The 26,086-nt window shown below is 72.4% G+C and carries 26 protein-coding genes; 8 read left to right on the top strand and 18 right to left on the bottom strand.

Annotated features, from left to right (window positions below; genetic code table 11):
• Window positions 1-3: 3 nt before the first annotated feature.
• Entirely contained in the window at window positions 4-555 is a 552-nt protein-coding gene (locus ACIBG4_RS34445; protein WP_397205762.1) for a CGNR zinc finger domain-containing protein, read from the bottom strand.
• 83 nt (window positions 556-638) lie between these two features.
• On the opposite strand from ACIBG4_RS34445, the gene ACIBG4_RS34450 reads away from it, so the two are divergent.
• The gene (locus ACIBG4_RS34450; protein WP_397205764.1) at window positions 639-1,118 is read left to right on the top strand and encodes a DinB family protein; all 480 of its coding nucleotides are present in this window, start codon (window positions 639-641) and stop codon (window positions 1,116-1,118) included.
• Window positions 1,115-2,290, top strand: coding sequence for a MalY/PatB family protein (locus ACIBG4_RS34455; protein WP_397205766.1), 1,176 nt, complete (start codon window positions 1,115-1,117; stop codon window positions 2,288-2,290). Before ACIBG4_RS34450 ends, ACIBG4_RS34455 begins: the two co-directional genes overlap by 4 nt.
• Here ACIBG4_RS34455 and ACIBG4_RS34460 read toward each other — a convergent pair.
• Window positions 2,287-3,681, bottom strand: a complete 1,395-nt coding sequence (locus tag ACIBG4_RS34460; protein ID WP_310708317.1) for an NAD(P)H-quinone dehydrogenase — start codon at window positions 3,679-3,681, stop codon at window positions 2,287-2,289. The genes ACIBG4_RS34455 and ACIBG4_RS34460 overlap by 4 nt on opposite strands.
• Before the next feature lie 72 nt (window positions 3,682-3,753).
• Between ACIBG4_RS34460 and ACIBG4_RS34465 the strand changes: the two genes are divergently transcribed.
• Window positions 3,754-4,206 (top strand): gamma-glutamylcyclotransferase, encoded by a 453-nt coding sequence (locus ACIBG4_RS34465; protein WP_310708318.1) that lies wholly within the window; start codon window positions 3,754-3,756, stop codon window positions 4,204-4,206.
• Window position 4,207: 1 nt separating this feature from the next.
• On the opposite strand, the gene ACIBG4_RS34470 is transcribed toward ACIBG4_RS34465, so the two are convergent.
• Window positions 4,208-5,509 carry an MFS transporter gene (locus tag ACIBG4_RS34470; RefSeq protein ID WP_397205768.1) on the bottom strand — a complete coding sequence of 434 codons (1,302 nt, stop codon included), beginning with the start codon at window positions 5,507-5,509 and terminating at the stop codon, window positions 4,208-4,210.
• 109 nt (window positions 5,510-5,618) lie between these two features.
• Between ACIBG4_RS34470 and ACIBG4_RS34475 the strand changes: the two genes are divergently transcribed.
• The 4 genes from ACIBG4_RS34475 to ACIBG4_RS34490 are packed head-to-tail and all read left to right on the top strand — an operon-like array spanning window position 5,619 to window position 10,492.
• A complete protein-coding gene (locus ACIBG4_RS34475) occupies window positions 5,619-6,599 on the top strand; it encodes an Lrp/AsnC family transcriptional regulator (protein WP_397205770.1) in 981 nt (326 codons plus the stop codon).
• Window positions 6,596-7,936, top strand: coding sequence for a M20/M25/M40 family metallo-hydrolase (locus ACIBG4_RS34480; RefSeq protein WP_397205772.1), 1,341 nt, complete (start codon window positions 6,596-6,598; stop codon window positions 7,934-7,936). The genes ACIBG4_RS34475 and ACIBG4_RS34480 overlap by 4 nt, the downstream gene beginning before the upstream one ends.
• A 1-nt stretch (window position 7,937) precedes the next feature.
• Window positions 7,938-8,741 carry a purine-nucleoside phosphorylase gene (locus ACIBG4_RS34485; protein WP_310708322.1) on the top strand — a complete coding sequence of 268 codons (804 nt, stop codon included), beginning with the start codon at window positions 7,938-7,940 and terminating at the stop codon, window positions 8,739-8,741.
• A complete protein-coding gene (locus ACIBG4_RS34490) occupies window positions 8,738-10,492 on the top strand; it encodes a phospho-sugar mutase (protein ID WP_397205774.1) in 1,755 nt (584 codons plus the stop codon). Before ACIBG4_RS34485 ends, ACIBG4_RS34490 begins: the two co-directional genes overlap by 4 nt.
• A gap of 85 nt (window positions 10,493-10,577) precedes the next feature.
• Here ACIBG4_RS34490 and ACIBG4_RS34495 read toward each other — a convergent pair whose 3' ends face one another.
• From ACIBG4_RS34495 to ACIBG4_RS34540, 10 genes are all read right to left on the bottom strand, one after another.
• Window positions 10,578-11,582, bottom strand: a complete 1,005-nt coding sequence (locus ACIBG4_RS34495) for a tetratricopeptide repeat protein (protein WP_397205776.1) — start codon at window positions 11,580-11,582, stop codon at window positions 10,578-10,580.
• Window positions 11,583-11,753: 171 nt separating this feature from the next.
• Window positions 11,754-12,809 carry a protein kinase family protein gene (locus tag ACIBG4_RS34500; RefSeq protein ID WP_397205778.1) on the bottom strand — a complete coding sequence of 352 codons (1,056 nt, stop codon included), beginning with the start codon at window positions 12,807-12,809 and terminating at the stop codon, window positions 11,754-11,756.
• Between the two features lie 202 nt (window positions 12,810-13,011).
• On the bottom strand, window positions 13,012-13,506 hold the full coding sequence (locus ACIBG4_RS34505) for a GyrI-like domain-containing protein (RefSeq protein WP_397205780.1): 495 nt from the start codon (window positions 13,504-13,506) through the stop codon (window positions 13,012-13,014).
• Between the two features lie 29 nt (window positions 13,507-13,535).
• Window positions 13,536-14,426 carry an RNA polymerase subunit sigma-70 gene (locus ACIBG4_RS34510; protein ID WP_397205913.1) on the bottom strand — a complete coding sequence of 297 codons (891 nt, stop codon included), beginning with the start codon at window positions 14,424-14,426 and terminating at the stop codon, window positions 13,536-13,538.
• A gap of 17 nt (window positions 14,427-14,443) precedes the next feature.
• Entirely contained in the window at window positions 14,444-15,301 is an 858-nt protein-coding gene (locus tag ACIBG4_RS34515; RefSeq protein ID WP_397205782.1) for a MerR family transcriptional regulator, read from the bottom strand.
• A 67-nt stretch (window positions 15,302-15,368) separates the two neighbouring features.
• The gene (locus ACIBG4_RS34520) at window positions 15,369-15,977 is read right to left on the bottom strand and encodes a hypothetical protein (protein WP_397205784.1); all 609 of its coding nucleotides are present in this window, start codon (window positions 15,975-15,977) and stop codon (window positions 15,369-15,371) included.
• Complete coding sequence (locus ACIBG4_RS34525; protein ID WP_310708329.1) at window positions 15,974-17,047, bottom strand: adenosine deaminase; 1,074 nt, start codon at window positions 17,045-17,047, stop codon at window positions 15,974-15,976. The genes ACIBG4_RS34520 and ACIBG4_RS34525 overlap by 4 nt, the downstream gene beginning before the upstream one ends.
• A gap of 78 nt (window positions 17,048-17,125) precedes the next feature.
• Complete coding sequence (locus ACIBG4_RS34530) at window positions 17,126-17,476, bottom strand: cupin domain-containing protein (RefSeq protein ID WP_397205786.1); 351 nt, start codon at window positions 17,474-17,476, stop codon at window positions 17,126-17,128.
• A gap of 4 nt (window positions 17,477-17,480) precedes the next feature.
• Window positions 17,481-18,287: a hypothetical protein gene (locus ACIBG4_RS34535; RefSeq protein WP_397205788.1), complete on the bottom strand. Its 807-nt coding sequence runs from the start codon at window positions 18,285-18,287 to the stop codon at window positions 17,481-17,483.
• Between the two features lie 55 nt (window positions 18,288-18,342).
• Entirely contained in the window at window positions 18,343-19,704 is a 1,362-nt protein-coding gene (locus tag ACIBG4_RS34540; RefSeq protein ID WP_310708332.1) for an MFS transporter, read from the bottom strand.
• 135 nt (window positions 19,705-19,839) lie between these two features.
• Here ACIBG4_RS34540 and ACIBG4_RS34545 point away from each other — a divergent pair, with 135 nt between their 5' ends.
• Window positions 19,840-20,226, top strand: coding sequence for a MarR family winged helix-turn-helix transcriptional regulator (locus tag ACIBG4_RS34545; protein WP_397205790.1), 387 nt, complete (start codon window positions 19,840-19,842; stop codon window positions 20,224-20,226).
• 43 nt (window positions 20,227-20,269) lie between these two features.
• Here the strand turns inward: ACIBG4_RS34545 and ACIBG4_RS34550 are convergent, their stop codons facing one another.
• From ACIBG4_RS34550 to ACIBG4_RS34570, 5 genes are read right to left on the bottom strand one after another with little or no spacing between them, the layout of a single operon-like run.
• Window positions 20,270-21,544: a thymidine phosphorylase gene (locus ACIBG4_RS34550; protein ID WP_397205792.1), complete on the bottom strand. Its 1,275-nt coding sequence runs from the start codon at window positions 21,542-21,544 to the stop codon at window positions 20,270-20,272.
• Complete coding sequence (locus ACIBG4_RS34555) at window positions 21,544-21,951, bottom strand: cytidine deaminase (protein ID WP_397205794.1); 408 nt, start codon at window positions 21,949-21,951, stop codon at window positions 21,544-21,546. The genes ACIBG4_RS34550 and ACIBG4_RS34555 overlap by 1 nt, the downstream gene beginning before the upstream one ends.
• Window positions 21,951-23,249 (bottom strand): ABC transporter permease, encoded by a 1,299-nt coding sequence (locus ACIBG4_RS34560; protein WP_397205796.1) that lies wholly within the window; start codon window positions 23,247-23,249, stop codon window positions 21,951-21,953. The genes ACIBG4_RS34555 and ACIBG4_RS34560 overlap by 1 nt, the downstream gene beginning before the upstream one ends.
• Window positions 23,246-24,385, bottom strand: coding sequence for an ABC transporter permease (locus ACIBG4_RS34565; protein ID WP_397205798.1), 1,140 nt, complete (start codon window positions 24,383-24,385; stop codon window positions 23,246-23,248). The genes ACIBG4_RS34560 and ACIBG4_RS34565 overlap by 4 nt, the downstream gene beginning before the upstream one ends.
• Window positions 24,385-26,070, bottom strand: a complete 1,686-nt coding sequence (locus ACIBG4_RS34570) for an ABC transporter ATP-binding protein (RefSeq protein ID WP_397205800.1) — start codon at window positions 26,068-26,070, stop codon at window positions 24,385-24,387. The genes ACIBG4_RS34565 and ACIBG4_RS34570 overlap by 1 nt, the downstream gene beginning before the upstream one ends.
• Between the last annotated feature and the right edge of the window lie 16 nt (window positions 26,071-26,086).

A 26,086-nucleotide genomic window follows, 5' to 3' on the forward strand; every position in this document is an offset into this window, starting at 1 on the left:
GAATCAGCGGGCCGTGGACGCCCGGCTCTTGCGGGAGCGGTAGTTCGCCGCCTTGACGCGGTTGCCGCACTCCTCCATGCCGCACCACTGCCGGTTGCCGGCGCGGGAGCGGTCGACGAAGACCCGGGTGCACGCCTCGCGGCCGCACTCGCGGACCCGCAGCGCGTCGATCCCGCCCAGCAGCCGGACCGCCGAGCGGGCCACGTCGGCGGCGACGGCCCCGGCGTCCCCGGTCCGCGCGACGCCGGAGGGGGTCAGCGACATCCGGGCCGGCGTGCCGCCCGCCTCCTCGTTGACCAGGCGCAGGTCGTCGCCGGGCCAGGGCAGCCCCTGCATGCCGTGGGTGGCGAGCCGGTAGACCGCCTCGCGCAGCGCGCGCAGCCGGCGCAGGTCCGCGACGTCGAGGGCGGGCACCTCGGTGAGCACGCCCGCCTCGACGGCCCATCGCGCCAGGTCGGCGGGGGTCCGCAGGAGCTCCTCGGGCTCGCTCCGCCGCCACTTCAGCGTGCCGGCCAGGTCGAGCGCGAGGTCGCCGCTGACGAAGACGAAGCTCACGTCACCATCTTGACAGGTGACGGCGAAGGGGCGCAAGGTTGGCGTCACCTGTCAAGCAGGTGACGCACGGACCAGGAGCCACTTTGATCACCGATGACGACTACCTGTACTTCACCGGCCGGGCGCTCGACGGCATGACCGGCATCGTGGCCGGCCTGGGCGACGAGCTGGCCAACACCCGGCCCGCCCTCCCGGGGGCCAACTCGCCGTACGCGCTGCTCACCCACTGCCTCGGAGTGGTCTCCTACTGGGCCGGCGCGCTGGTCGCGGGGCGTGCGGTCGACCGCGACCGCGACGCCGAGTTCGGCAGCGCGGGCCCGGTGCGCCCGCTGCTCGACCAGGCGGCGGCGGTGCGCGCGCAGCTCGCCGAGGACGTGCGCTCCGCCGAGCCGGACGCGCCGCTGCGGGCCGCCCCGCCGGCCGCCTTCCTCGGCCCCGACCGGGAGCTCACCCAGGGCGCGGCCCTGCTCCACGTCTACGAGGAGCTGGCGCAGCACCACGGCCAGATGGAGATCCTGCGCGACGCCCTCCTGGCCGGCGAGCCGGCGGGACTCCCCCGATGAGCGGGCCGTTCGAGACCGTCGACGTCGCCCGCCTGCGCTCGGGGCACGGCGTGAAGTGGGGATCGCTGCCCGCCGCCACCATCGGCGCGTGGGTGGCCGACATGGACTTCGGGGTCCCGCCCGCCGTGCGCGAGAGCATCGTCCGCGTCACCGAGCGCGAGGACTTCGGGTATCCGTTCTGGCCCGGACAGGATCCGGTGGTCGAGGCGTTCGAGGAGCGGATGGCCGGCCGGCACGGATGGACCCCGCGGCCCGGCCGGACCCGCGTGTTCACCGACCTCATCCAGATCCTCCAGGTCATGATCGAGCACGCCACCGAGCCGGGCGACGGCGTCGCGATCCATGTGCCGTCCTACCCGCCGTTCCTGGCGAGCATCGCCCGCTCGGGCCGCCGGATCGTGCCCCTGCCGATGGTGTGGAGCGAGACGGGCTGGGGCTTCGCGGCCGAGGGGCTGACCGCCCGGCTGCGCGAGCAGGGCTGCAGGATGATCGTCCTGGTCGACCCGCACAACCCGACCGGCCGCGTGTTCACGCGCGCGGAGCTCGCCCCGCTGGCCGAGGCGGCCGAGGAGCTGGACCTGGTGGTCCTGGCCGACGAGATCCACGCCGACCTGGTCTTCTCGCCGCACCGCCATGTGCCGTTCGCCTCGCTCGGCGCGGACGCCGCGGCGCGGACGATCACCGCGACGTCGGCCACCAAGGCGTTCAACATCGCCGGCCTGCGGTGCGCCGTCGCCCACATCGGGCCGGACCGCGTCTGGAAGTCGCTGGCCGAGGCCCCGCTGGACTACTTCGGCACGCCGAGCGTCCTCAGCCGGGTCGCCACCGTGGCCGCCTGGCGGGAGGGGGAGGCCTGGCTGGAGCAGCTCATGCTGACCCTCGACGACAACCGGCGCGCGGTCGCGCGGTGGGCGGCGGCCTCGCCGTGGGACCTGCGCCACCACACTCCGGAGGCGACGTACCTCTCCTGGCTCGACTTCGCCGGCACGCCGCCGGCCGACGGCGGCCCCGCCGCCCTGCTGGAGCGCCGGGCCGGGGTGAAGCTCAGCGAGGGGGCCGAGTTCTCCGAGCACACCGGGGTCGACACGGCCACGTTCGCCCGGCTCAACTTCGCGACCAGCCCCGCCAACCTCCAGGAGATCCTGTCCCGCGTCGCCTCGCTGTGGGCCTAGATGCCGATGGCGGCCTCGGGCTGCATGAGCCGGCGGGCCGCCTCCGTGATCGAGCCCGACAGCGACGGGTAGACCGCGAACGTGTGCGCGAGCTGGTCCACGGTCAGCCGCTGCTGGACCGCCACCGACACGGCGAGGATCAGCTCCGACGCGCGCGGCGCCACCACCACGCCGCCCAGCACGATGCCGGTGTGCGGCCGGCAGAACAGCTTGACGAAGCCGTCGTTGAAGCCCGACATCTTGGCCCGCGCGTTGGTCGCGAGCGGCAGCTTGACGACGTTGGCCTCGATCTCGCCGGCCTCGATGGCCCGCTGCGCCACGCCGACGGCCGCGATCTCGGGGTCGGTGAAGATGTTGGAGGCCACGGTGGCCAGCCGCAGCGGCTGGACGGCCTCGCCGAGCGCGTGCCAAACGGCGATGCGCCCCTGCATGGCCGCCACCGAGGCGAGCATGAGCACGCCGGTGCAGTCGCCCGCGGCGTAGACGCCGGGCGCGGAGGTGCGCGAGACCTTGTCGACCTTGACGAAGCCGCCCCGGTCGAGCTGCACCCCGGCCTCCTCCAGGCCCATGCCGCCCGTGTTGGGCACCATGCCGACCGTCATGAGCGCGTGGGAGCCCTCGGCGGTGCGGCCGTCCTCCAGCGTCACCACGACGCCGTCGGCCGTGCGCTTGACGGAGGCGGCGCGCGAGCGGCCCATGACGTTCATGCCGCGGCGGCGGTAGACCTCTTCGAGCACCTCGGCGCCGTCGGCGTCCTCGTTGGGCATCATGCGGTCGCGGCTGGAGACGAGCGTGACCTCGGCGCCGAGCGAGCGGTAGGCGCCCGCGAACTCCGCGCCGGTGACGCCGGAGCCGACCACGATGAGATGCTCGGGCAGCTCCTCCAGGTCGTAGAGCTGGCGCCAGGTGAGAATGCGCTCGCCGTCGGGCTCGGCGCCCGGCAGGACGCGCGGGGTGGCGCCGGTGGCGACGAGCACCACGTCGGCCCGGATCGTGCGGTCGCCCGCCTTGACCACCTGCGGGTCGACGAGCCTGCCGCGCGCTTTGACGATCTCGACGCCCTCGGCGGCGACGCGCGCCGCGATGTCGGCCGACTGTGCCTGGGCCAGCTCCTTGACGCGTTTGTTGACCAGCGGCAGGTCCACGGTCGCCGCGCCGATGTCGCCGTCGCCGCCGCCGGAGAAGCCGACGCCCAGCGACGGGGCGTCGAGCAGGGCCTGTTTGCGGACGGAGGTCGCGATCAGCGTCTTGGACGGCACGCAGTCGGTCAGCACGCAGGCGCCGCCCGGGCCGTCCTGCTCGACCATCGTGACCTGCGCGCCTAGTTGCGCGGCCACGAGGGCCGACTCGTATCCGCCTGGACCGCCGCCGATGATCACGATCTTCGTCACGTGTACCATTCTTCCGCATCGTCCGGCCCGCCGACGAACGGGGCGGTCCTCACCGCGCTACCCTTGTCAGCTGTGCCTGTCTACGCCGCCTACGGCAGCAACATGGACCCCGAGCAGATGGCCATGCGCGCCCCGCACTCTCCGATCCGGGGCGTCGGCTGGCTGCAGGGCTGGCGACTGACGTTCGGCGGTGAGGACATCGGCTGGGAAGGCGCGCTGTCCACCATCGTCGAGGACCCCGACGAGCACGTCTTCGTCGTCCTGTACGACGTGCCCGAGGTGGACGAGACCTCGCTCGACCAGTGGGAGGGCGCGGTCCGTGGCCTGTACCACAAGGTACGGCTGCGGGTGCAGACCCTGGACGGCGACCTGGTGCCCTGGTTCTACGTCCTCAACGGCTACGAGGGCGGCCTGCCCTCCGCCCGCTACCTCGGCATCCTGGCCGACGCGGCGGAGCGGGCGGGCGCCCCCGACGACTACGTCAAGGGGCTCCGCGGCCGCCCCTGCAAGTCCCTCGGCACCTGAGCTAGGCGAGCGGCTGGTCCTTCGTCTCCTTCAGCGCGAACACGTACACGCAGGTGGAGACCAGCGCCAGCGCCGAGACGTACCACGGGAAGAGGTACATCGCCTTGGCGTCCTGCAGCGCCGTGCCGATCAGCGGCGCCGTGCCACCGAAGATCGCGACGGTCAGCGAGTACGGGAAGCCCACGCCGGCCGCGCGCACCCGGGTCGGGAAGAGCTCGGAGTTGATCGCGGCCGCGATCGACGTGTAGCAGGCGAGGAAGACCATCCCGAGGCACTGGATGAGCAGCAGGCTGGCGAACGAGTTCGACAGCATGCCGAGCAGCGGCACCGGCAGGATGAGGAAGCCCAGGCCGAAGGCGATGAGCATCGGCCTGCGGCCGACCTTGTCCGACAGCATGCCGAGCAGCGGCTGCAGGATCATGAAGAAGAGCAGCGAGATCGTGCCGACCTCCAGCGATGCCGCCTTGTCGAACTTCACGGTGAGCTGGGCGTAGGTGGGCAGGAACGTCGTCCAGGTGTAGTAGGAGACGGTTCCCGCGACCGTGATGCCGACGATCAGCGCCGCCTTGGTCGGGTAACGGAGCAGGAACTCGAACATCTTCGGCCGCTCGACCCTGCCCTGGCGGATGTCCTCGGCGACCGTGCTGGTCTCCTCGGCGCCCTTGCGGATCCACAGGCCCACGAGGCTGATGACGGCGCCGATCACGAACGGGATGCGCCAGCCGTACGAGTTCATGTCGCCGTCGCTGAGCACGTTGGCGAGCACGGCGGCCAGACCGGAGGCCAGGAGCTGGCCGATCGTGGTGCTGACGTACTGGAAGCTGGAGAACAGGCCGCGGCGGCCGGGAGGCGCCGACTCCACCAGGAACGTGGTGGCGGCGGCGAACTCGCCGCCGACCGACAGGCCCTGGATGAGCCGCGCGAGCACCAGGATGATCGGCGCGAGCAGTCCGGCCGCGGCGTACGTCGGCGTGACCGCCAGCAGCAGCGACCCGGCGCCCATCAGGATGATCGTGAACGTCATGGCCGCCTTGCGGCCGAACCGGTCGGCGAAGGCGCCCACGACCAGCCCGCCCAGCGGGCGCATGAAGAAGCCGACGGCGAAGACGGCGAAGCTGCTGAGCAGGGGGACGAGCGAGTCGCCCGTGTCCGGGAAGATCTGCTTGGAGAAGTAGATCGCCAGGAAGCTGTAGGTGTACCAGTCGAACCACTCGACGACGTTCCCGACGCTGGCCGCCATGAGCTGACGGACGCGGCTTCGGGGGATGCCGACAGGGGACGGCGCAACGGGGGAGGTCGCCACAGGGGCTCCTTTGCTGAAAGGTGCGGTATGGCTTACTGTGCAATTGGACGACCGAAACAGTCAAATAGCAAGGCATATATTTACAAACCCGACACAGAAACGGCTCTGAGTGGACGTTCTCGACCGAAGGCTGGTCGCCGCCCTCCAGGTCAGCCCGCGCGCCACGTGGGGTGAGATCGGCAGGGCGGTCGGCGAGCACGAGCGCACGGTCGCGCGCCGGCTGCAACGCCTGATCTCCGACGGCGCGATACGCGTCACCGCGATCTACGACGACCTCCGCTCCGGCCACGGGCGCCCCGTCCACCTGCACGTCCAGGTCCGTCCCGGCACGGCCGCGTCCGTCGCCAAGTCCCTGGCCGACCGGCCCGACACCCGCTCGGTCTACTCGCTCACCGGCGTCGCCGACATCGGCTGCGAGCTCGTGTCGCCGTCGCGCGAGGCGCTGCACGACATCATCTCCGCGCAGGTGCCCGAGATCGACGGCGTCCTCCAGACGCAGACCCAGGTCGTGCTGCACACGTTCCGGACCGTGGCCGAGTGGCACGCGCCGTACCTCACCGAGCAGGAGGTGGCCGAGCTGCGCCCGGCCGCCGCGAGCCACCCCCTGCCCGACGAGGACGGCATGTCGCCCCTGGAGCAGGAGATCGCCGCGCTGCTCGTCACCGACGGCCGCATCGCCTTCACCGCCATCGCCGAACGGCTCGACGTCTCCGTCCCCACCGCCCGGCGGCGCGTCGCCTCGCTCCTCGAACGCCGGCTCCTGCTGCTGCGCGCCGAGGCCGAGCCGGCCCTGCTCGACCTGGAGGTGGAGGCCCAGCTCTGGCTCAAGGTCCGCCCCGGCGGGCTGGACGCGGTCGGCCGCACCCTGGCCGCCCACCCCCACGTGCGTTACTGCGCCGCGACGGCGGGCACCCACTCCCTCATCGTGCAGGTGGCGGTGGCCCACGAGGCCGCCCTCTACCGTCTGCTCACGGGTGTCGTCGGCGGCCTCGACGAGGTCACCGGCACCGACGTCACCCTCATCACCCGCGCCCACAAGCGCGGCCACCTCCGCAAGTCCGGCCTTCTCACCCTGGAAAGGACACCATGACTCCCGCCGAGACTCCCGCCGCCACTTCTGCCGCCACTCCCGCCGAGAACGAGGTCGCCGAGCTCTGCTCCGAGCTGATCCGGATCGACAGCAGCAACTACGGCGACGGCAGCGGTCCCGGGGAGCGCGCGGCCGCCGAGGCGGTCATGGCCCGGCTCGCCGAGGTCGGCATCGAGGCCGCCTACATCGAGAGCGAGCCCGGCCGCGGCAACGTGATCACCCGCGTGGAGGGCACCGACCCGTCGCTGCCCGCGCTGCTCGTGCACGGCCACCTCGACGTGGTGCCCGCCAACGCGGCCGACTGGTCCGTGGACCCCTTCGGCGGCGAGGTCCGCGACGGCTACATCTGGGGCCGCGGCGCCGTGGACATGAAGGACATGGACGCGATGATGCTCGCCGTCCTGCGCCAGCTCACCCGCGACGGGCGCCGCCCGCGCCGCGACCTGGTCTTCGCCTGGGTCGCCGACGAGGAGGCCGGCGGCGTGTACGGCGCCAAGCACCTCACCAAGCACCACCCCGAGCTGTTCGAGGGCGTCACCGAGGCCATCAGCGAGGTCGGCGGCTACTCCCTGGAAGTGGACCCGTCGCTGCGGCTCTACCTCATCGAGACGGCCCAGAAGGGCCTCGGCTGGATGCGGCTGATCGCCGACGGCACCGCCGGGCACGGCTCCATGCTCAACTCCGACAACGCCGTCACCGAGATCGCCAAGGCCGTCGCCCGGGTCGGCGCCCACGAGTGGCCCATCACGCTCACCCCGACCGTCCGCACGTTCCTCACCGAGGTCGCCGCCGCCTTCGGCATCTCCTTCGACGAGAACGACCCCGCGCCCGTCCTCGACAAGATCGGGCCACTGGTCCGCTTCGTCGGCGCCACTCTCAACCACACCGCCAACCCCACCCAGCTCGACGCCGGCTACAAGTCCAACGTGATCCCCGGCCAGGCGAGCGCCGTCATCGACGGCCGCTTCCTGCCCGGCCATGAGGACGAGTTCTTCAAGACCATCGACGAGCTCATCGGCCCGAAGGTGCGCCGGGAGTTCGTCCACCACGACATCGCGCTGGAGACGTCGTTCGACGGCGCCCTGGTCGAGTCGATGATCGCGGCCCTGAAGGCCGAGGACCCGACGGCGCGGGCGGTGCCGTACTGCATGTCGGGCGGCACCGACAACAAGACCTTCTTCGCCGACCTGGGGGTGCGCGGCTTCGGCTTCGTGCCGCTGCGGCTGCCCGGCGACATGGACTTCGCGTCGATGTTCCACGGCGTGGACGAGCGGGTGCCGGTGGACGCGCTCCAGTTCGGCGTGCGGGTGCTCGACAGGCTGCTCCTAAACTACTGAGGTGACCAACGACCCGTACAAACTGGCCGGTGAGGCCGCCGCGGCGCTGAAGGCGGCGAGCGGCCTCGACAGCTTCGACGTGGCCCTCGTGATGGGCTCCGGCTGGGTCCCGGCCGCCGACGCGCTCGGGGAGGTCGTGGCGGAGATCCCGCTCACCGACCTGCCCGGTTTCGCGGCCCCGGCCGTGGCCGGACACGGCGGCAGGATCCGCGTCGTCCGCACCGGCGCCGGCCGGCACGCGCTCGTCCTCCTCGGCCGCACCCACCTCTACGAGGGGCGGCCGGTCGACGCGGTGGTCCACGGCGTGCGCACCGCCGCCGCGGCGGGCGTCCGGACGGTGGTCCTCACCAACGCCGCCGGCGGCCTGCGCCCCGAGACGCAGCAGGTGGGCGACCCGGTGCTGATCAGCGACCACATCAACCTGACCGGCGCCAACCCGATCACCGGCACCACCTTCATCGACCTGTCCGAGGTCTACTCCAGGCGGCTGCGGGCGCTCGTCCACGAGGTGGACCCGTCCATCGCGGAGGGCGTCTACGTCGCCTTCCGCGGCCCCACCTACGAGACGCCGGCCGAGATCCGCATGCTGCGCACGCTCGGTGGCGACCTCATCGGCATGTCCACGGTGCTGGAGGCCATCGCCGCGCGGGAGGCCGGGCTGGAGGTGCTCGGCGTCTCCCTGGTCACCAACCCGGCCGCGGGCCTGTCGGACCAGGTGCTCGACCACAAGGAGGTCCTGGAGGTCGGCCGCGCCACGGCCGCCCGCATGGGCGTCCTGCTCGCCAAGGTCGTCGACCGGCTATGACATCCGACCCGCGTATGACACCCGGCCCCCGTCCGACCCCGGACCCCCGCCCCACCCCGGAGCCGGGCACGGCCCCGGGTCCCGCCGCCGGGCCGGATCCGGTCGCCGGCCAGGACCTCGTGGCGGCCGCCCGCGCGTGGCTGCTCCAGGACCCCGACCCCGAGACCCGGGCCGAGCTGTCGGCCCTCCTCGACTCGGGCGACTCCGAGGCGCTGCTCGACCGGTTCGGGCGCAAGCTGGAGTTCGGCACGGCGGGGCTGCGGGGCGAGCTCGGCGCGGGCCCCAACCGCATGAACCGGGTCACCGTCATGCGCGCCGCCGCCGGCCTGGCCGCCGTGCTCGGCCCCGGCAGGCACGTGGTCATCGGCTACGACGCCCGGCACAACTCCGACGTGTTCGCCCGCGACACGGCGGCCGTGCTGACCGGCGCGGGCGTGCACGCCTCGATCCTGCCCTGCCCGCTGCCCACCCCGGTGCTCGCCTTCTCCGTGCTCCACCTGGAGGCCGACGCCGGCGTCATGGTCACGGCCAGCCACAACCCGCCCCGCGACAACGGCTACAAGGTCTACTGGGGCGACGGCTCGCAGATCACCCCGCCGATCGACAGCGAGATCTCCGCCGCGATCGACGCCGTGGGCCGCGTCGACGAGCTGCCGCTCGGCTCGCCGGGCACGCTGACGGAGCTGGGCGAGGACATCGTCGACGACTACATCGACGCGATCACCGCCCTGCCCCTCGGCGACGCCCGTGAGCTGCGGGTGGCGTACACGCCGCTGCACGGGGTCGGCGGCGGCACGCTGACCGACGCGTTCCTGCGGGCGGGGTTCGAGAGCCCGACGGCCGTCGAGGAGCAGCGCAACCCCGACCCCGGCTTCCCCACGGTCGCCTTCCCCAACCCGGAGGAGCCCGGCGCGATGGACCTCGCGTCCGCGCTGGCGGCGCGCATGGAGGCCGACCTGGTGCTGGCCAACGACCCCGACGCCGACCGGTGCGCGGTGGGCGTCCCGCTGCCCGGCGGCTCGGTGCGCATGCTGACGGGCGACGAGGTGGGCGGGCTGCTGGCCGAACACGTGATCACCCACACCACGGGCGACCGCATGGTGGCCACCACGATCGTCTCCTCCACCCTGCTGAGCAAGATCGCCCGCGCCCACGGCGTCCGCTACGGCGAGACCCTGACCGGCTTCAAGTGGATCATCAAGGCGGGGCCGGGACTGGTCTTCGGCTACGAGGAGGCCATCGGCTACAGCGTCGGGTCCGGCTCGGGGCTGCCGGTGCGCGACAAGGACGGCATCGGCGCCGCGCTCACGGTCGCGGCCATCGCCGCGGCGGCCCGGCGCGACGGCCGCACGCTCCTCGACCTCCTGGACGACCAGGCCCGCCGCTACGGCCTGCACGCCACGGCCCAGCTCTCGGCCCGGGTCGAGGACCTGTCGCTGATCGCCGGCGCCATGGCCCGCCTCCGGACCCACCCTCCGGCCACGCTGGGCGGACGCACGGTCGAGCGGGCCGACGACCTGAGCCGCGGCGACGGCGGCCTGCCGCCGACCGACGGCCTGCGCTACACGCTGTCGGGCGGCGCCCGCGTCGTGGTGCGCCCCTCCGGCACGGAGCCCAAGCTCAAGTGCTACCTGGAGGTGGTGGTCCCGGTCACGGACGACGTACCGACGGCCCGCACCGAAGCCGCCCACGCCCTCGACGCCCTCAAGTCCGACCTCACCAAGGCATTGGACCTCCCCCGGCACCCGTGAACTCCGGCACAGGCTTCTGGCCGGCGAGTTGGCCAAAACCGGCGAAAGGGTTGCATCCGCAGGTCGTTGGGCCTTCGGTAATTTGTCAGTTGTACGCGGACAGCAGCCGGAGCAGCAGTCCCTCGGACAGCTCCAAAGAGTCCTCGTGAAGGCTCAGCTCGTCCTCTGGGAGGGCGCGGTAGACGGTGATGGCTTCGGTGACGGCCGTCAGCGCCTCCTCATGCCGGCCCAGATCGCTCAGCCGGCCGGCGTGTACGTGGAGAGCCGCGCCCAGGTCGGCCTGGAACTCGGTCGACTCGGGGTCGTCCTCGATCAGGCGGCGCAACAGGGCGACGGCTTGCGTGATGTCGTTCAGCGCATCTCCTTCACGGCCGTACCAGAAGCTCACCATCGCGGCCCGCAGACGGAGGCTGCGCGCGAGGCCGGTTCGATCGTCTTTCGAATCGGCCTCCTCGACCAGCTCGCGATAGCGTCCGACGGCCTCGTCCACGGCCTCCAGCGCGTCCGACGGCTGCGGAACCTTCTCGAGGTAGGTGGCCTGCCAGTAGAGCGCACTGGCGAGCTCATCGCGGAACAACCGTGAGCCGGACTCGACCAGGGCGCGGAAGACGCCGACGATCTCGGCCAGAACGTCTGCGGCCTCCTCGTCATCCTCGCGCAGCGCGTGAAAGCGAACCTGCTTGTACAGGGCGAGCGCCAGGCGTGACCGGTACATCTCGGGATCGGCGTCACCGACGGCACGGTAGATGGCGGCGGCTTCGGTCAGGACGTCCAGGGCCGCGTCGTCCTCGTCACCCAGCCGGTCGGCCTGGTCCACGAGGCCGTTCGCGAGCTGGGGCAGGTACGTGCCGGGATCGGACTCGGCGAGCACGCGGTAGAGCGCCAGGGCCTCGGTGGCGCTCTCGGCCGCTTCGTCTTCGCGCCCGCACTCCGCGAGGTAGAGGCTCAGGTTGTCCAGGGTGAGGGCGAGGAATGGCCGGTACATCTCGGGGTCGGACGTGGCGAGCGCACGGTAGAGCGCCACCGCTTCCGCCCCGGTTCGGGCGGCCTCCGCGTGCCGCCCCTCGTCCGACAGCTCGCCCGCCTCCATGGCCAGATCGGCAGCGACCGCGTCACTCACGCCGGCTCCCCCTTTTCCGGGACGGCGGCTTTCGCCCCGTCACGTGATCTTCGAAAGAGAAGACGCGTCATCGGAATGAATGGTTCCGGCGCGCTGGATGGCCACCGCCGGACAGGCGTGCGCCCCGTCAGGAGGTGACCTTCAGTCGAGCGGCAGGGCGTGCCGTCCGGCAACCCGGCGGATCTCCTCCAGCGGGTACGGCGTCTTCCTGCTCTCACTCTGCAGATCGTGGTAGAAGTCGTTCAGCACGGTGGCCAGCGGGCTGTGCCGCGACAGCAGGACCGCGACCCCCGCGGGCACGCCGGCCGGCCGCTCTCCCGCCGCCCATTCCCGCACCAGTTCGCGACGCCCCGGCGAGTCGGCGCCGTGGAAGGCGCGGGCCAGCCAGTTCACCAGGTACGTCAGTGTGTAGGTGCGGTCATAGGTCCGGTGCCGGCGATAAAAGGCCTGTTCCTCCTCTGACAGGTCGAACTGGGTCGACACGGCCAGCCCGAAGTCGGTCGGGTAGAAGCGGCGCCCGTCGGTGAGGATGTTCTCGAAATGTGCGTCGAAGTGCAGGAGGCCGTTCGCGTTCATGAAGGACATGGCCGCACGCAGCCCCTGGTCCGCCAGGGCGCAGGCGCGGTCGGCGTCGCCCGCGCGTACCCGCTCGTCCAGCCACTGGTGCAGGTTGTAGGGAAAGTACTCCAGGAAGAGCGTCAGGCTCGCCGGAGCCCCTGCCAGCGCTTCGAGGCGGCGGCGTACGCCGGGCGCGCCCTCCCAGAAAGTGACCGCCCCATCGATGTCGGCCAGCTCTCCGTACAGCGAGGCGGGCTCGGCGTTGGGCAGCACCCGCCAGTGATACAGCAGCGGGAAGCCGGGGAACCGGCCGGTCAGCACCCACTCGGTGGTCATCGTGTGCGCGGCCAGCTCGCGCCAGGCGCCGAAGCCGGGCGAGCCGATGCCGTAGTGGCAGAAAGGCGGCAGCCCGAACAGGTCGGCCGTCGAGTGCGGGTGGCGCAGTTCGGGCTCGGTGAGGGGCACGCGTTTGACGAAGACCGAGGTGCCGCCGACCTCGAGCCGCGCGGACGCCCCGCCGATGCCGGTGCCGAGGGGCACGGCCTCGCGCTCCAGCAGCTCGGCCAACTCCCGGTCGTCGTAGCGGGCCATGGCCGTGGAGACGTCACAGTGGGTGGTCAGCCGCGAGTCGGTCATCATGATCACCCTACCGGACGATGACGGTGTCCCTTTGCCTGGCGGCCACCTTGCCGCACCGCTTGCGGAGTTCGGCAAGGTGGTCGTCGACCTCTTGGCAGGCCAGGATCCACCTGTGCCGCGCGGCCCGGGGTCAGGCACGTCACTCATGAGGAGGTGCTCGACGTCTGGCGGCGCGGCACGTCAGGCCGGGCTTCGTGGCGCGTCAGGCCAGGCGGAACTCCAGGTCGATGTCCCAGTTGTTCGGGTCGGGCTCGATCCGGGGGTCGGTCGGGTAGTGCTCCAGGCGGCAGCCCCAGAGCTCGGCGCCGTCCCGCTCCGTGAGGTCCCACGTCAGGTTCTCCTTGGCCGCCCAGGCCAGCAGGTCGTCGATGACGCCGGCCAGGCGGTCGGGGTGGCCGTGGTGGGAGACGGTGGCGTAACGGCCGGCGGGGAGCACGGCGGCGAAGATCTCCCCCTCCGTCCCGTCGGCCGCCGGCGGCCGGGCCACCGGAACCCCGGCCTCGACCTCCAGGCGGTCCGCGGCCAGGTCGATGGCGCGGTACCTGAGGAACGGGCCGCCGGCCGGCGCGACGCCGCGACGCTCCAGCCAGGCGAACAGCCCCGGGATGCGGTCGGCCACCTCGCCGAAGGTCGTCATGGTGATGGTCTTGCGCACGCCGACGTAGGGACGGTCCGGGTGTTCCACGACATGGGGCATGGTCGCTCCTTATCAGCTGTTCGTCGCTCTCACCCACTGGTACGGAGCGGAGGCGCCGAACTCATCGGCAGCGCGAAAAGCGGGAACAGCCTGTCCCCGAGGTAGGTGGTCGTGCCCGTGACCAGGCCGCCCGACGTCTCGACGAGAAGGAGCGCGAACGGCCGCCCCTCCTGGTACTGGCCGAAGGCCGCCGCCCCGTTGGCCCGTCCCGCCGGGACCAGCCGGGAGCCGCCGCAGGGCGCGCCCGCGGCCTGCATGACCGCCCGGACGCTCTCCCGGCCGCGCAGCCACCACGTGTACGGCGGCATCGACATCGTGGCGTCCTCGTGCAGCAGCGCGACGAGGGCCTCGACGTCGTACCGCTCGAACGCGTCCACGTACCGGCCGAGCAGCTCCTCGTCCACCTCCCCGTCCGCCTCCCCGGACGAGCCGTCCGGCGGGGCGGGCAGGACGGCCCTGGCGCGTTGCAGCGCGCTGTTGACCGCGGCGACGCTCACGCCGAGCAGGACGGACACCTCCGCGGCGCGCCAGCGCAGCACGTCGCGCAGGATCAGCACGGCCCGCTGCCGCGGCGGCAGGCGCTGCAGCGCGGCCACGAACGCCAGCCGCACCGTCTCCCTGGCGACGGCCTGCTCGGCCGGGTCGGCGGGCAGCACGCGGCCGTCGGGGACGGGCAGGACCCACCGCTCCTCGGGCAGCGGCGCGCCCAGGCCCGTGCCGGGCGCGGCCGCCGGGGCGAGGTCCATGGCGCGAGCCCGCCGCTGGGGGCCGCGGAGCATGTCGAGGCAGACGTTCGTGGCGATGCCGAACAGCCAGGACCGCAGGGAGGCGCGGCCCGGGTCGTAGCGGTCGAGGCTTCGCCACGCCTTGACCAGGGTCTCCTGCACCGCGTCCTCGGCCTCGAACCCGGAGCCGAGCATGCGGTAGCAGTGGCCGGTCAGCTCGGCGCGGTGGCGTTCGAGGTCCGCGGGGCCGTGCCCGCCGCCGTCACCTCGATCTGGAGCTCCGTCACCCACGCGTCCTCCTCCTCCGGGCAGTCCAGGTACACCTCCCTGCCGAGTGACAGGGACCGGTAGCCGTTCTCCTCGATCCAGTGCGCCAGCGCCTGGAACGTCGCTCCCACGCCGTCCATGGACCCGTGGTGGATGACCGTGGCCGCCGTCCCGACGCCCGGCAGGGTGACGACCCGCAGATCATGACCGGTCGGGGTCCCGGCCGCGACGGGCACCGTGGCGTGGACCCGCACCGTGCCGTCCTCCTCCGGGAGGTAGTACGCGATGCCCGGGCCGGCCGCCGGGACGCCCGCCGCCTCCAGCCGCGCGCCCAGCTCGCGGTAGAGCGGCTTGATGACCGGCCCGATGTGCTCCGGCTCGTAGCTCGCGGCGATCGCGCTCAGCTCCGCCACCCTGGTCGCGGGCACCTTCTTGACCACCACGTCGACGGCTCCCATGCCGCCCTCCTTCTCGATCGCGCGGAGCCTAGCCTCGACGCCGCGCAGCCGGGCCCGGTCGGCGCTGATGCGCGCCTCCAGCTCGGCGCGGCGCAACCGCACCATGCCGTGCAACTCCTCCGAGCTCACCGCGTCGTCGAGGATCGTCCTGACCTGCTCCAGCGTGAAGCCGAGGTCCTTGAGCGCGACGACGCGGTTGAGGCGGGAGAGCTGGACCGCCTCGTAGGAGCGGTAGCCCGTGACCGGGTCCACGTGCGCGGGCCGCAGCAGGCCGAGGGCGTCGTAGTGGCGCAGCATGCGCACCGACACGAGCCCGAGCCTGGCGAAGTCTCCGATGCCGAACATGACCTCCCCAGGTGTAGGGCCTCACACGGTGTCAGGGTCAACGCCGGGGCGGCCGTGGGGCGGTCCGTCAGCCCGCGACCACGGCGACGACCACCATGACCAGGGCGACGGCGAGGGCCGCGAACGAGTCGAACGCCCACGACACGCGCACCTGCCCCGCGTCCTGCTCGCGCCGTCTGGCGGACTCGGCGCGCTCGGCGATCTGCTCCCCCACCCAGTCGGCGTGGGTCTTGCCGGCCAATGCCTGCGCCGCGGCCTGCTCCGCCGGGCTCAGCACCGGCTCGGTGCTGAAGCGGCCCCGCCGCGGCGGCGCCGCGCCCCGGCGCTGCGCCTTGGCCCGCTCGCGGGCGCCGCTGATCGGCGTCCACAGGCGCAGCAGCCGGCCGTCGTAGCGGACGTTGATGGAGTGGGAGACGGTGGCCTCCTCGATCGACGCCCACGGCAGGGAGGTCGTGCGCAGCGGGTTGCGGCCGACGAGCGCGGTCTCGGTGAAGAGGGTGACCGGCCTGAGCGCGGCCAGGTACACGAGCGCCGTCAGCACCGCGAGCACGGCCAGCGCGACCAGCGACGCCTTGCCGTTGTAGCGGACGATCAGGTCGAAGACGTTCAGCGCGGCGAACGCCACCCACACCCACCCGAGGATGAACGCGGACCTCGACCGGTACGCCTGCCTCACGGCTGCCACTTCAGCCGCGCGAAGCCGGGCTTGATGACGCCGTTGATCAGCGCCAGCCGCTCGTCGAACGGCAGGAACGCCGACTTCATGGCGTTGACCGTGAACCACTGGAGGTCGTCCCAGCCGTAGCCGAACGCCTCGGCCAGCTTGGCGAACTCCTGGGACAGGCAGGTCGAGCTCATCAGCCGGTTGTCGGTGTTGACGGTGACGCGGAAGTAGAGGCGGCGCAGCAGCCCGATGGGGTGCTCGGCGATCGAGCGGGCGGCGCCGGTCTGCAGGTTGGAGGTGGGGCACATCTCCAGCGGGATGCGCTTGTCGCGCACGTACGCGGCGAGGCGGCCCAGCTTGGCGGTGCCGTCCTCGGCCACGGAGATGTCGTCGATGATCCGCACGCCGTGCCCCAGCCGGTCGGCGCCGCACCACTGGATGGCCTGCCAGATCGACGGCAGCCCGAACGCCTCGCCGGCGTGGATGGTGAAGTGGGCGTTCTCCCGCTGGAGGTACTCGAAGGCGTCGAGGTGGCGGGTGGGCGGGTAGCCGGCCTCGGCGCCGGCGATGTCGAAGCCGACCACGCCGACGTCGCGGTAGCGCACGGCCAGCTCGGCGATCTCCATCGAGCGGGCGGCGTGGCGCATCGCGGTCAGCAGCGTGCCGACGCGGATGCCGCGGCCCCGCGAGCCCTCCCGGAACCCCTCCAGCACCGCCTCCACCACCTGGTCGAGGCTGAGCCCGGCGGTGGTGTGCTGCTCGGGCGCGAAGCGCACCTCGGCGTAGACGACGCCGTCGGCGGCCAGGTCCTCGGCGCACTCGGCGGCCACGCGGACCAGCGCCTCGCGGGTCTGCATGACGCCCACCGTGTGGTCGAACGTCGTGAGGTAGCGCTCCAGCGAACCGGAGTCGGACGCCTCCTCGAACCACTGCCGCAGCTCGCCGGGGTCGGTCGTGGGCAGCCCGCCGTAACCGGCCTCGCGCGCCAGCTCCACGATCGTCTCGGCCCGCAGGCCGCCGTCGAGGTGGTCGTGGAGCAGCACCTTGGGCGCCCTGCGGATCTCGTCAATCGTGGGGCTCATCAGGCCATGATATGTGGCCTCTCCCCCGCCTCAGGGAGCACGTACGGCGTGCCCCGCCACGCGGGCGGGACACGGGCCTCAGTCGCGGCCGGCCGTCTCGGGGCTGAAGGCGGGCAGGCAGACCGCGATGTACTCCGCGCCCTCGGGCCCGGCGCTGTAGCGGATCTTCTCGCCCGGCTCCGACACCAGGCTCTGCCCGGCCGCCACCTCGATGACGCCCCCGGCGTGCTCGACGAGGACGGTGCCGCGCAGCACGACGGTGTACTCGGTGAACGACGGGGTCTGCGCGGGCTCCTCCCAGCCGGGCGGGGCGACCATGTGGGCGATGGAGACCGCCTCGTCGCCGCTGTTGACCCGGCCGACGTGCTCGTCGATGAGCTTGCCGCCGGGCACCGGGATCCGCGTGGGTCCTTCGATCCTTCTCACCACCGTGTCAGTGTGCCACGTCGATGACCAGGCGGTCGGGACGGGTGTACTCGCGTACCCGGAAGGGGGTCTTCGACGCGGCGACGATCCCGATGCTCACCCGGCCCTCGAAGTCGCCCGCCTTGAGGATTCCGGTGACGTTGCCGAGCGGCTGGTCGATCGGGGTGCCGGTCCAGGTGGGGGCGCCGTCCTCGGTGTGCGCCTCGGCGGGGGTGAGCAGGACGTACAGGCAGGGGTGGCCGCGCAGGGCGAGCGGCTTGCCGGAGCCGTCCTGCTGCAGCTCGTCCACCCAGCGGACGGTGTAGCCGGGCAGGCCGCCCTTGACGTCCACCACGACGCGGTCGAACCCGTCGTGGCGCCCGGTGCGGACGCCGGTCACCAGGGTGGGCTCGCCCCGGTCGCGCTCGACCTCCACGGGGGCGGTGCCGGTCGGGCGGGCCGTGGCGGCGAGCTCGTCGGGGCGCGCGGAGGCGGCGGACGCGCCGGGGGTGGCCGCCGCCGGGCCACCGGTGGTGGCCCGGCCGGGGGTCGTGGTGGTCCCACCGGGCCGTACGGGGGCGCCGGGCTCGGGCGAGACGGTCGCGGTCGCGACGCCTCCGGGGCCGGCGCCGCAGGCGGCCGAGGACGCCACGGCGGCCAGGACCGCGAGCCCCCCGAGGACCCGCAGGAGGGGCCGTGGGGAGGACCGCGGGAGGAGCCGCGGCAGGGGCCGCCGGAGGAGCCGCAGGACGGGGTGCGGGAGGAGCCGCCCGGGGACACCCGGCAGGCGGCGCTCTCCCGCCGGGCGCGGCCGGGCCGGGGATGACGTGCTCATACCGTGGGGATGCCCGGCCCGCGCCCCCGCGAAGCCCACCGGGCCACTTCGGCCGTCAGACCGTCTCGTACGCCTTGACCTCGGGCTCCTCCACCAGGGCCGGCCTGGCGGGGCGCAGTCCGAAGGCGGAGATCCCGAGCCCGATCACGGCCAGGACCAGCGACACCACGATCGCGGACCGCAGCGCCCCGATCGACAGGCCGCCGGCCGGGCCGGAGGTGAGGACAGCGGTGACCACGGCCAGCACGATGGCGCCGCCGACCTGGCCGGAGGTGTTGAGCAGGCCGGAGGCCAGGCCCTGCTCGTCGTCGTCCACGCCGTTGGTGGCCTGGATGTTCAGCGACGGGAACGACAGCGCGAACGCCACGCCCAGCAGCAGCATGCCCGGGATGACCAGGCCGCCCAGGCTGGGCCGCTCGTCGATGCCGAGGAACATCGCGTAGCCGCCGGCCAGCGCGGCGGCGCCGATGACGATGAGCTTGCCGGTGCCGAACCGGTCGGCGAAGTCCCCCATCTTGGTGGAGGTCACCGCGACCAGCAGCCCGGCGGGCAGGAAGGCGAGGGCCGTGCCGAGGGCGGACCAGCCGAGCAGGTTCTGGAAGTACTGCATGGCGACGAACTGGAAGGCCACGTACGAGCCCATGAGGATGAGCAGGCCGAGGTTGGCGCGGACGAGCGAGCCGGAGCGCAGGATGCCGAGACGCACCAGCGGGTGGCGCATCCGCAGCTCGGCGAGGACGAACAGGCCGAGCAGCGCGGCGCTGGCCACGAGCGAGCCGATGGTGCGGACGGAGGCCCAGCCGGCCTCGGGCGCCTGCACGACGGTGAAGACGAGCAGCAGCATCGAGGCGGTGATCAGCACGGCGCCGACCAGGTCGTGGCCGCCCTCGGCGCGGTCCTCGGCGACGCGGGGCAGCAGCTTCAACGCCGCGACGAGCGCGATGATCGCGATCGGCACGGGCATCAGCAGGGTCCAGCGCCAGCCGATCTCGGTGAGCAGGCCGGAGATCACCAGCCCGAGGGAGTAGCCGCTGGCGCCGCAGGCGGTGAAGATGCTCAACGCCCTGTTGCGCTCCGGTCCCTCGGGGAACGTCGTCGTGATGATCGACAAGGCGGCCGGGGCGGTGAAGGCGGCGGCCACGCCCTTCACGAACCGGGCCGCGATCAGCAAGGTCCCGTCGTCCACGAGTCCGCCGAGCAGCGAGGCCACGGCGAAGACGCCCAGGGCGACCAGGAACACCCTGCGCCGCCCGAGCAGGTCGGCGGTCCTGCCGCCGAGCAGCAGCAACCCGCCGTAGCCGAGCACGTAGCCGCTGACCACCCACTGCAGCGAGGACGTGGACAAGTTCAGATCGTGCTGGATGGAGGGCAACGCCACGCCGACCATCGACACGTCAAGAGCGTCAAGGAAGATCACAGCACAGAGCACGGCGAGCGCGCCCCAACGAGATGAGGAAGACGACATGAGCCAGAACATTACATGCATCCGCATCTAATGCAAGGGAATTTAATTCCGTTGCATACGATTTAGCGAAGTGGTAACCTCCGCGTCATGGACGAGGAGTTCGTCGTCGGGATCTGGCACGACGTCCTGGCCAAGCACGCCAGGACCATGTGCATGCTGGAGCGCGCACTGGGCGACAAGCACGGGCTCGGCGCCAGCGAGTTCGAGGTGCTCGACCGGCTCGCCGGTCACGAGCGCAAGCTGCGGCTCCAGGAGCTGTGCGACGAGGTCCACCTCAGCCAGAGCGCGCTGTCACGCGTGGTCGCCCGGCTGGAGAAGGCCGGGCTCGTCCTGCGCGGCGCCTGCGACATCGACCGGCGCGGCGTGTTCGTGTGCCTGACCGACGAGGGGCGCACCCGCCACGCGGCGGCGCTGCCGACCCACCGCGCGGTCCTCGCCGAGGTCTTCGCCGGCACGGCCGTCCCCGTCGCCTGAGCCGCCGCGGCCCTGACGGGGCCTACCCCGTGCGGGCGTCGCGTCAGGCCGTGATGCGGTCGATGACCAGCGGCAGGTGCTCCCCCGCCGCCGGACCGACCGCGTAGCCGCCCTCCAGGGCCGCCAGGGCCCGCTCGAAGCGGGCGGTCTCGTCCGCGTGCAGGGTCATGAGCGGCTGCCCCTCACGGACCACGTCGCCCGGCTTGGCGTGCAGGGTGACGCCGGCGCCGGCCGACACCGGGTCCTCCTTGCGGGCCCGGCCCGCCCCGAGCCGCCAGGCGGCCAGACCCACCGCGTAGGCGTCGAGGCCGGCCAGCACGCCTGACGCGGGGGCCGCGACGGTCATGGTCTCGGCCGCCCGGGGCAGCGGCGCGTCGGGGTCGCCGCCCTGGGCGACGATCATGCGGCGCCAGTGGTCCATCGCCGAGCCGTCCTTGAGCGCCTGCTCGGGGTCCTTGCCGGCGATCCCGGCGCCCTCCAGCATCTCCCGCGCCAGCCGTACGGTGAGCTCGACGACGTCGGCCGGCCCGCCCCCTGCGAGCACCTCGACCGACTCCTCGACCTCCAGCGCGTTGCCCACGGCCAGGCCGAGCGGCCGGTCCATGGCGGTCAGCAGCGCCACCGTGCGCACGCCCGCGCCGGTGCCGAGCGCGACCATCGTCTCGGCCAGCTCGCGGGCCCGCTCCGTGGTCTTCATGAACGCCCCGGAGCCGACCTTCACGTCGAGCACCAGCGAGCCCGTGCCTTCGGCGATCTTCTTGGACATGATGGACGAGGCGATGAGCGGGATCGACTCGACCGTGCCGGTGACGTCGCGCAGCGCGTACAGCTTCTTGTCGGCGGGCGCCAGGCCGGAGCCCGCCGCGCACACCACCGCGCCGGCGGAGCGCAGGACCGCCAGCATCTCGTCGTTGGACAGCGAGGCCCGCCAGCCGGGGATCGACTCCAGCTTGTCGAGCGTGCCGCCGGTGTGGCCGAGGCCGCGGCCCGAGAGCTGCGGCACGTACGCGCCGCACGCGGCCACGAGCGGCGCCAGTGGCAGCGTGATCTTGTCGCCGACGCCGCCGGTCGAGTGCTTGTCGGCGGTCGGCCGGTCGAGCCCGGACCAGTCCATGCGCTCGCCGGAGCGGATCATGGCCTGGGTCCAGGCGGCGATCTCCCCGCGGTCCATGCCGTTGAGCAGGATCGCCATGGCCAGCGCCGACATCTGCTCGTCGGCGACCTCGCCCCGGGTGTAGGCGTCGATCACCCAGTCGATCTGCGCGGTCGTCAGCTCGCGGCCGTCCCGCTTGGCGACGATGACCTCGATGGCGTCCATCAGGAGCTGCGCGACAGGTCGTCGGGGCCGAACGCGTAGGGCAGGATCTCGTCCATCCGCTTCGGTCCGTCCACGGTCTCCACCAGCAGGCTCTCGCCGCCGAATTCGAACAGTAGCTGCCGGCAGCGCCCGCACGGCATCAGCAGCTCGCCGTGGCCGTCCACGCAGGTGAAGGCCACCAGCCTGCCGCCGCCCGAGGCGTGCAGCGCCGACACCAGGCCGCACTCGGCGCACAGGCCGACCCCGTACGAGGCGTTCTCCACGTTGCAGCCCGTCACGACGCGGCCGTCGTCCACCAGGGCCGCGGCCCCGACGGGGAATTTGGAGTACGGGGCGTAGGCCCGGTGCATGGCCTCCGTGGCGGCGGCCCGCAGCCCGTCCCAGTCGAAACTCGTGTCGGTACCCATCAGTGTTGCTCCCCCCGGCGGTAGCGCACGCCGTCTGCCTTGGGCATCCGCAGGCGCTGCGAGGCGACCAGGAGCACGAGCAGCGTGAGCACGTGTGGCGTGATGAAGACGAACTCGTTCGGCAGCTTGTCGACCACGATCCAGAGCCACAGGAGCACGACCGCCGCCACCGCGGCACCGGCCAGCACCGTGTAGTCCTTGGGCGTCCGGGTGACGACCACCTCGGCCTGGACAGGTGCGAGCATGGCCCGGATCCGCATGCCGATGTAGATCAGCAGCAGGATGGCGCCGAACAGCAGGATCGAGGTGACGGCATCCGAGCTGCGCAGCTTCAGGCCCTCGGCGTAGCCGAACAGCGCGGCGCCGGCCGCGAGCCCGCCGGGCCGCCAGTTGCCGAAGATCATGGCGGCCAGGCCGATGAAGCCGCGGCCCTGGGTCTGCCCCTCGACGTACTTGGTGCTGATGAAGACCAGGAACACGCCGCCGAGCCCGGCGAAGGCACCGGAGATGACGACCGCGACGTACTTGATGAGGTAGACGTTGACGCCCAGCGACTCGGCGGCCCACGGGTTCTCGCCCGCCGAGCGCAGGCGCAGGCCGAACGCCGTGCGCCAGAGCACGAAGAACGTCAGCGGCAGCAGCAGCACGGCCAGGATGACCAGCACGTTCACATTGTGCGTCAGGCCGCGCAGGATCCCCGCCACGTCCGACACGAGGAACCAGTGGGTGCGCTCCAGACCGCCCAGCCAGTCGGGGCCGGAGGACAGCAGCGGCAGGCTCGGAGTGGGCGCCTGCGACGACAGCGGCGGCGAGGTGGTGATGCCGGCACCCGCCGCGGCCGCCAGGGTGCCCTCCTTGAAGAAGACCTCCGACAGGAAGCGGGTGATGCCGGGGCCGAGCAGGTTGATGGCGACGCCGCTGATGATGTGGTCGACGCCGAAGGTCACGGTCGCGACCGCGTGGATGAGCCCGCCGAGCGCGCCCGCGAGCAGACCGGCTACCAGTGCGGCCCACGGCCCCCACTGGTAGCCCGCCCAGCCGGCGAACCAGGTGCCGAGCACCATCATGCCTTCGAGGCCGATGTTGACCACGCCGGCCCGCTCGGCCCACAGTCCGCCGAGGCCGGCCAGCCCGATCGGCACCGCCAGCATCAGCGCGGCGGCGAACGTGCCGGAGGAGGTGAGGTCGTTCTGCCCGGAGATCACCCGGACGAGCGACATGAGCAGGACGAGGACGGCGACGCCGATGAGCGCCAGGTGGTACTTGCGGATCCGGGTCGAGCCCGCGACGGTCGTCATGCTGCCACCTCAACCGGAGTGTTCCTGCCGAGCTGCCGCGCGGCCCGCCGTTCCTCGCGCCGCAGCGCCATCCTGCTGGTGATCTCGTTGGCGACGACCACCAGGAGCACGATCGCGCCCTGCATGATCGCGATGACCGAGGGCGGCACGTCGGCGAACTGCAGCGGCCCCTGCGCCCGGTCGAGGAAGCCGAACAGCAGCGCGGCGACCGCGATGCCCACAGGCCGGTTACGGCCGAGCAGGGCGACGGCGATGCCGAGGAAGCCGAGGCCGGGGGTGAAGTTCGAGCCGAAGTTGTGCTTGTCGCCGAGGATCTCCGGCAGCCCGATCAGGCCCGCGATCGCGCCGGACAGCACCATCGCGGCGATGACCATCTTCTTCGGATTGACGCCCGAGGCCAGCGCGGCCGACGGGTTGAGGCCGCTCGCCTTGACGTCGAAGCCGAACCCGGTCCGCTCCAGCACCACCCAGACGGCCACGCCGAGCAGGATCGCCACGATCAGGAAGCCCCACAGGCCGCCGCCGCGCGGCGCGGGCAGCCCGAGCAGCTCGAAGATCCCGTTGAGGTTGGGGAACCAGGCCGATTCCGGCAGTGTGGGCGTGCTCGTCGTGAGCTGCCCCTTGGCGCGCTCGCCGGTGAACGGGCCGCGGACGAGGAACGCCGCCAGGTTGATGGCGATGTAGTTGAGCATGATGGTCGAGATGACCTCGTTCACGCCGCGGGTGACCTTCATCACGGCCGGGATCAGCGCGTACAGGCCGCCGACGGCCGCCGCGACCACGATGATCACGAGGATCTGGATCGGGGCGGGCGCGGCGAACTGGGAGCCGACGAACGCGGCGCAGATGGCCGCGATCCGGTACTGGCCCTCGACGCCGATGTTGAAAAGGTTCATCCGGAAGCCGACCGCCACGGCCAGGCCGGCGATGAACAGCGGCACCGAGCGGTTGATCATGGTGGTGATGCCGTTCACCACCGCGCGCTCGGTCTCGCCGAAGTTGAAGAACGCCGCGAACGCCGCCTCCGGGCTCGCGCCCGCCGCGATGATCGCGACGCTGGAGATGGCCACCGCCAGCACGATCGCGGCGACGGCGCCGACGACGGTGAGCAGCGCCCGGTAGAGCCCCGCGGGCATCACGCCTCCTCAGCGCCGGCAAGGGTGCCGGCGTCAGTACGCGCGTCGGTACGCGTCTCGATGTCGTTCTCGGCCCCGGCGGTCCGCGTCTCACCGCTGATCGCGCCGGTCATGTAGCCGCCCAGCCGCTCGGGGGTGACGTCGGACGGGTCGAGCCGGGCGACGAGCCGCCCGCGGTAGATCACGTGCAGCGTGTCGGACAGGCCGATCAGCTCGTCGAGGTCGGCCGAGATCAGCAGCACGGCCAGTCCGGCGGCGCGGGCGGCGCGCAGGTGGTCCCAGATGGCGGCCTGGGCGCCCACGTCCACGCCCCGCGTGGGGTGCGCGGCGATGAGGAACACCGGCTCGCCGCTCATCTCGCGGCCGACGATCAGCTTCTGCTGGTTGCCGCCCGACAGGGCTAGGGCCAGCGTGTCCACGCCGGGTGTGCGGACGTCGTAGTCGTCGATGATGCGCCGGGTGTCGGCCTTGGCGGCGCGCCGGTCGATCCAGACGCCCCTGCGGGCGGGCTTGCGCGTCTGGTGGCCCAGCACCCGGTTCTCCCACAGCGACGCCTCCAGCAGCAGACCCTGCCGGTGGCGGTCCTCGGGGATGTAGCCGATGCCGGCCTCGCGCCGCTTCAGCGTGCTCCAGGAGCTGATGTCACGGCCGGTCAGCTCGACCGTGCCGTGCACGGCCCGCATGCCCATGACGGCCTCGATCAGCTCCGTCTGGCCGTTGCCCTCCACGCCCGCGATGCCGAGGATCTCGCCCCGGTGGATGTCGAACGACACGTCGTCGAGGAGCAGCCGGCGGCCCTCCGCGCGAAGGAGCGCGGTGTAGTCGGCGACCGAGGCGCCCTTCGGCAGGGGCCGGAACCCGTCGGCCTCCATGGTCAGCTCCGACACGCTCAGGGCGACGGTGTCGGTCACCGTGGACTCGCGCGTCTCGGGCGTGGGCAGCTCGCTGCCGACCATCAGCTCGGCCAGCTGCCGGGCGGTCACCTCGCGCGGGTCGGCGCTGGCGACCGTGGTGCCGCGCCGGATCACGGTGATCGCGTCGGCGATGCTCAGCACCTCGTCGAGCTTGTGCGAGATGAACAGGACGGTCAGCCCGCCGGCCTTGAGCTCGCGCAGGTTCTCGAAGAGCTCGTCCACCTCCTGCGGCACGAGGACCGCGGTGGGCTCGTCGAGGATGAGGATGCGGGCGCCCCGGTAGAGCACCTTGAGGATCTCCACGCGCTGCCGGTCGCCGACGCCGAGGTCCTCGACCAGGCGGTCGGGGTCCACCTGCAGGCCGTGCGTGGAGGACAGCTCCTCGATGCGGGCGCGCGCCCGTGCGGTGTCGAGGGCGCCGGCCCTCTTCGGCTCGGCGCCGAGGACGACGTTCTCCAGCACGGTGAAGTTGTCGGCCAGCATGAAGTGCTGGTGCACCATGCCGATGCCCGCGTCGATCGCGTCGCTGGGCGTGCGGAACGACACCTCCGTGCCGTTGATCTTGATCGTGCCCTCGTCCGGCTTCTGCATGCCGTAGAGGATCTTCATCAGGGTCGACTTGCCCGCGCCGTTCTCCCCGACGATCGCGTGCACCGTGCCGGGTTCGACGGTGATGCGGATGTCGTGGTTGGCGACGACGCCGGGAAAGCGCTTGGTGATGCCCTCCAGCTCGACGGCGGGTGGCGCCGTGTCGCGGGCGTCGGCGTTCATTGGTCGCTCACCGTTC

Origin of the sequence: Nonomuraea sp. NPDC050383 (assembly GCF_044459125.1) — a bacterium.
In the GTDB taxonomy this organism is placed as follows: domain Bacteria; phylum Actinomycetota; class Actinomycetes; order Streptosporangiales; family Streptosporangiaceae; genus Nonomuraea.